This window comes from uncultured Sunxiuqinia sp. (genome assembly GCF_963974515.1).
GTDB lineage: Bacteria > Bacteroidota > Bacteroidia > Bacteroidales > Prolixibacteraceae > Sunxiuqinia.
This window is the reverse complement of sequence record NZ_CAXBDD010000156.1, coordinates 1-5,802: the sequence shown is the minus strand read 5'-3', so window position 1 is coordinate 5,802 and position 5,802 is coordinate 1. Positions and strand designations below refer to the sequence as shown.

The window sequence follows — 5,802 nt, the reverse complement described above, 5'->3', positions numbered from 1 at the left end:
CCGGATTTGAGGATTTCCCGTCCAGCCACGTCGTTCAGAATAATGGCCGCCATCATATACCAAGCCGATAATGCACAAACAATCAGCACCACAGCCGCAACAATATTCATGGATGGCCAGCCGAAATGACCTAGATCGAGCAACACAAAGCCCAGCAACAATGTGGTGAATGTGAAAAACATGGCTTTGTGGATGAACATGGAGCCAATCCAGAAGATAGCCGTAAGTAGCGTCCAGCCCACGAGGAAAAACCCAACATCGGTATGCGACGACTGGTAAACGCCCATGTGGTTTAACAGCCAAATCAAACCCAATCCAATCCAAAAAGAGCCATAGCTTGTGAAAGCTCCAAAGCCGAAGTTATTTCCTGCTTTTTGCTCCATGAAACCGGCCACCAGTTGGGCCAAGCCTCCAAATATAAAACCCATGGAGATGACGGGGCCCAGACCAATCCAGCCCAGGTTGTGAAATTGAAGCAGTAGCGTGGTCAGGCCGAATCCTGCTAACCCAACGACCGCAGGGTTTCCTAATTTAACGTTGTTCATTACCGAGTGATTTTTAGTTGTTTTTAATTCGGCGCAAAACTAACGGATTTTTTGATTTGGTCTATCTGCTTTCAGTTAATGGGCATGGTTCTTTTGAAAGATTATCGATTTGATAATGTAGCTCAAAAGGCTTATCTGGCGCGCTTCAATTTTCTAATTTTCTCGGGTACGGTTCCCCGCTCGGTCAGGCGCACCAGTGTCAAGACCGCTGCGGCAATCATCCCGGGCTGGATGATGACACTGACTTTTCTAGCAACCCGCTGATCGCGCCTGCTGAGACAAGCTTCCAGTTCTTCATCGCTGGTGCCGGACACTTCGGTTGCAAATTTCCAGGCGCCGTCGCGTGCCAGTTTCATACTGAAATCAACTAAGTAGTCATCAATCTTGCCTGTCCACTTCAGAATGTATTTCAAGGCTGGCCAAACCACCGAAAGATTGTCCTGCACTTCATGCACCAGCGACGAAAGAATTTCGTTGATCCGGTTGAAATCTGGGTGCAGCTCGTCCAGCTTTTTACCCCGCGACACTTCTGCCGCCGAAATTCCCAGGTCAAAGTTGATGTGGGCATTCATCCCCAGCAGCAGGTGTTGCAAAACGATGGGCCAATAGTCCGTTGCCAGTTCAAAAGCTTTTGACCAGCTTGCGCTGATTGGTGTTCCGGCTTTGTGGGCAACCCAGGCATCGATATATCGGTTGGCAAACAGCACGTCCAATTGCTCCATGCGCGGGCCATCGTCAAAATAATTGTTCTCAATTTCTTCCTTTACCTTGATGGTTACTCTTTGATACAAGGCCGCGAAATAGCCCGAGGGATCATTGTTTTTTTCTGAATATTGAATGATGTATTCCAGGGTTTCGATGACCCCGTAGATGGTGTTGATTGGCTTTTCGCGCATATTCATTCGATTCGTTGTTTAAACTCAAATCAGGTACTGGAACAGGTCGGGCTTTTCATTTACATATTCGTACACAAAGCCATGCTCGGCCATGCGTTGCACTAATCCGTCAAAATCATTTTTGTTCGTCAGCTCAATGCCTACGAAGGCAGGGCCTCGCTCGCGGCTGTTTTTCTTCGAGTATTCGAAATGAGTAATGTCGTCCGTGGGGCCAAGTACATGCTCAACGAAATCGCGTAAAGCGCCTGCACGCTGTGGAAACCGGACAATAAAGTAATGCTTTAGTCCTTCGAACAGGAGCGAGCGTTCTTTAATTTCCTCGGTTCGGGTAATGTCGTTGTTGCTGCCCGACACGATGCAGACGACATTTTTACCTTTGATTTGATCAGCATAATAATCCAGGGCAGCAATGGACAAAGCCCCGGCCGGTTCAACCACAATGGCGTCGCGGTTGTAGAGTTCCAGAATTTTGGTACAGATTCGGCCTTCGGGAACCAGGACAATGTCGTCAACCACCTGCTGGCAAATCTCGAAAGGAATGTCGCCTACTCGCTGGACGGCGGCCCCGTCAACAAATTTATCGATGTCTTGCAGGGTGATCACCTGCCCTTGCTTCAGCGATTCTTTCATGGAGGGCGCACCGGCCGGTTCGACCCCGATAATCTTAGTGCTGGGATGCATTTGTTTGAAATAGCTTCCCACACCGGCAATCAGTCCGCCTCCGCCAATGGGCACAAACAGGTAATCAATTTCATGCGTCGAGTCTTGCAAAATTTCGAGTGCAGTGGTCGCTTGTCCTTCAATAATCAACGGATCATCAAAAGGGTGGATATAAGTTTTCTTGTTGTCGGTGCAGTCTTTCCAGGCTTCGGCGCTGGCATCGTCGTAGGTATCGCCATGTAGCACAATATCGACGAACTGTTTGCCAAACATTTGCACCTGCTTAATTTTTTGCTTTGGGGTGGTAGTGGGCATGTAAATCTTGCCGCGAATGCCCAGTCTTTGGCACGAATAGGCCACACCTTGGGCGTGGTTCCCGGCGCTGGCACACACAATGCCGTTGTTGCGCTGATCGCTGCTCAGGCTTCGAATTTTGTTGTAAGCGCCCCGTATTTTGTACGACCGAACTATTTGCAAATCCTCACGCTTTAAAAACACCTTGGCCCCAAACTGCTCCGAAAGGTTGAGGTTTTCGGTCAGCGGTGTTGAAGTTAGAATTTCATTGAGCGTTAGCTTGGCCTTGTTGACATTTTGCAGGGTCGGGAAATATTGTTTTGTCATCTCTTTTTATTTATATGGAAGCAACATTTGATGCGCAGTTCAGTTCATTTTCTGAATTTGTGCCCCGCAAAAGTAAGCGACTTTCGTTCGTCAGGAAAGTGATTGATGCAATTTTGTTAGGAAATGATGCCCGCCGACTGATTCAGGAGATCTCATTCGAAATCGGCTGGTTTTTGGACGATATTCTTGCACCGAATTCACAAATAGTCATTTGGCGACATTCACCCGTTGCTTTCTGCCTGAACCCCATCGGAATGAAAAGCTTTCATGACCGGGAGTCAGCGGCACAATTTGCTTAGCCTCATTGGCGTATTCGGGCTTTTGGTTGCCTGAAGAAAAAATCAATGACTATCGAATGCCAATAAATGACAACGCCTGAGCTCCAATGACGATGGGCTGTTTTTAAAGCAAATACTGTCTTTTGTGATCCCGCTACTCTTCCACTTCAGGAGCAAATGTCTCATAGAAATCGGTCGAAAGCACCCGGAATTCCGTGCGTCGGTTCAGAGCTTTGGCGATCTCCTGTTGCTCGGGAGTGAGCTGGTTAATGAATTCTTCGGTCAATTCATCGTTACGTTTCAGAAAGTCATGCTGTTGAGCCATGTTGCGGGTCACCTTCTTGGGCCAGGTTTCGCCGTAGCCTTTGGCGACCAAACGGTCCGGGTTGATCCCTTTTTGAATGAGGAAATCCACAACCGCCTGGGCTCGTTTTTGCGATAGGTCGAAGTTGAATTGCTCCGAACCCACAAAGTCGGTATGGGCCATCAGCTCGATAGTGATGGTTGGGTTCAGCTCCAAAATACCGACTAAACTATCCAGTGCATGCACCGATTGGGGCAGCAGCTCCCAGCTGCCAAACTCGTAGTTGATGTTGTCCACTTTGATGGGTGCATCGGTTGGTGTCAGATACAGGTCCACCCGAAAATCCTGGCTGTCGTCCAGCCCGATGGTTGATTCCCGGGCTTTGTCATTCAAATAGCCATCTTTAAAAGCGGCAAAAACATACTCGGTTTCCGGGTTCAGCTTCATCTGGAACTGCCCTTTGTCGGCCCGCATTCTCAGGTTGGTACCATCAGTTCCAATGATTCGGATGCGGGCGCCATCCATTCGCTGGCCGGTTTCCTTGTCGTAGATTTCACCCGAAACCCGAAAGATTTTCGGGGGCAGGTAGAACGAATAAATATCATCGCTGCGTGAGCCTTTGCGGTTTGAGGCAAACATGCCACGCACCTCTTCACCTTCAATAAAGGCCATGCCAAAATCGTCGCCTGTTGAGTTGATCGGAGCCTTTAAGTTTTGAAGGTGCCATTCGCCTTCTTCATTGCGGGTGGCCTTAAAAATATCAAGCCCGCCCATGCCCATGTGGTAGTTCGACGAAAAGTACAGCTCCCCGCTGGAATGGATCGTTGGAAATACTTCGTCGCCGGGAGTGTTGATCTTGGATCCCAGGTTAACCGGGGTCGAAAAGGAACCGCCATTGCGGGTTGCCATCCAGATGTCTTTCCCACCATAACCTCCGGGCCTGTCTGATACAAAATAGAGTGTATCGCCATCGGCCGAGAGTGATGGATGAGCTGCAATCAAACTGTCACCGACCAAGTCCAGCTTGACCGGTTCGGACCAGTTGCCACGCGACATTTTCACCCGATAGAGCTCGGCTCCCTTGTCGGCTTGCTTGTCGTAGCGGGCACGGGTGAAAATCATTTCATCGCCGCTTGGCGAAAGCGTTACCGCTCCTTCTTCATCCGGTGAATTAATCAGGCCCGATTCATCAATCAATTGGGGTGGTCCCCATTTCTGACGCTGAACCTGGTATTCAGCCCGGTAAATATCAGCAAAATAAGCCCCGGTAATGGCACTTTCCTTGCGGCCAACATTGTTCTCGCGGGCCGAAGTCAGCAGGATTTCGTTGTCTCTGCCACCCACAAACACGGGTGTGTAGTCACTATATCTTGAATTTAACTCACGAACGGTATTCACAACATACCGGGTTGGGTTGGCTTCCCATTCCTGCGTATAGCGACAGGCATCCAGCCCGTTGATGGCCTGAATATCGGTAGGGAAAGAATCCAGGTATTGTTGGTAAGCTTCAATGGCTTCTTCGTATTTTTGGGTGGCCCGCAAACAGTCGGCCCAATGGAGGACCGCCTTATAATCGGGATGTTGCCGGCGAATGGCATTCTGGTACCAAATGGCAGCCCTGCCGTAATCGCCAATGGCGCGGTAGGCTTCGGCCATCTGATAGGCCATTTCCATCTTGTGTTGCAGGTTGTCGTCTTTGCGGTAAGCTTTGCGGTATTTCTCGGTTGCCCGGTAGTATTCGCCAATTTCGTAGGACAGGCTTCCCAAACGATAGTTTTTTTGAGATGAACAGGATCCCAAAATAAGCAGGGCTAAAAAGAGAGTGGCAACAAAAAACGTCCGCTTCATGAATACTGGCTGATTAAGGCAATAAAAGTAACCAAATTTGTTTGTTATGGGAAAACGAAAAACGAAAAGATAAAGTATCCCTATCGTGAGATTCGAAAAAGTAATTCGGTGCCTTTCCTTCGAAATTCACAAATATTTCGTTTCTTTTGACACACATTAAGCTAGCAATCCGGATTAACATGGGAGGTGAAAGCATCCATATCAACCTGACTTGGGAAAAAATGAAAATCGGAGATGAGGTCGCCTTATCCGAAATTTTCACCTGCTTTTATTCCGATTTGTATCGCTATGGAATCAAAATTTTCAATCATCCCGACCTGGTTAAGGATTCCATTCAGGATGTATTTGTTCGAATTTGGGAACGACGCGAAACGATTGGTCAGGTGCAAAATGCGAAAGCTTACCTCATCACCTCGCTTCGGCGAAAATTGTTCGAAAACAAAGAGCAATACGTTTCACAAATCTACGATGGAAAATCAGGCTTGGACGAAAAGGAGACGTTTTCCTTTTCTGCTGCCGAGTTCATGGAGGTGGAAGAAATCTCCACACAACTCCGGACTTCGATGACCGGGGCCATCAATGACCTACCCGAGCGACAGCGGGAACTCATCTACCTGCGCTTCTACTTTAATCTTCCTTATGCCGAAATC

At 48.4% G+C, this 5,802-nt stretch carries 6 protein-coding genes; 2 read left to right on the top strand and 4 right to left on the bottom strand.

The window, feature by feature from the left end; translation table 11 throughout:
* The 3 genes from AAC033_RS18070 to ilvA form a co-directional block, all read right to left on the bottom strand.
* The coding region (locus AAC033_RS18070) for an acetate uptake transporter (protein ID WP_339740745.1) at window positions 1–545 on the bottom strand (545 nt) is incomplete at its 3' end.
* Window positions 546–676: 131 nt separating this feature from the next.
* Window positions 677–1,447: a DUF5995 family protein gene (locus AAC033_RS18065; RefSeq protein WP_339740742.1), complete on the bottom strand. Its 771-nt coding sequence runs from the start codon at window positions 1,445–1,447 to the stop codon at window positions 677–679.
* Between the two features lie 18 nt (window positions 1,448–1,465).
* Entirely contained in the window at window positions 1,466–2,722 is a 1,257-nt protein-coding gene (gene ilvA / locus AAC033_RS18060) for a threonine ammonia-lyase (RefSeq protein ID WP_339740739.1), read from the bottom strand.
* A gap of 14 nt (window positions 2,723–2,736) precedes the next feature.
* Here ilvA and AAC033_RS18055 point away from each other — a divergent pair, with 14 nt between their 5' ends.
* Window positions 2,737–3,021 carry a hypothetical protein gene (locus AAC033_RS18055; RefSeq protein WP_339740738.1) on the top strand — a complete coding sequence of 95 codons (285 nt, stop codon included), beginning with the start codon at window positions 2,737–2,739 and terminating at the stop codon, window positions 3,019–3,021.
* Window positions 3,022–3,154: 133 nt separating this feature from the next.
* Here the strand turns inward: AAC033_RS18055 and AAC033_RS18050 are convergent, their stop codons facing one another.
* Window positions 3,155–5,152, bottom strand: coding sequence for an OmpA family protein (locus tag AAC033_RS18050; protein ID WP_339740736.1), 1,998 nt, complete (start codon window positions 5,150–5,152; stop codon window positions 3,155–3,157).
* A gap of 146 nt (window positions 5,153–5,298) precedes the next feature.
* Here AAC033_RS18050 and AAC033_RS18045 point away from each other — a divergent pair.
* On the top strand, window positions 5,299–5,802 hold a 504-nt coding region (locus AAC033_RS18045), incomplete at its 3' end, for an RNA polymerase sigma factor (RefSeq protein ID WP_339740734.1).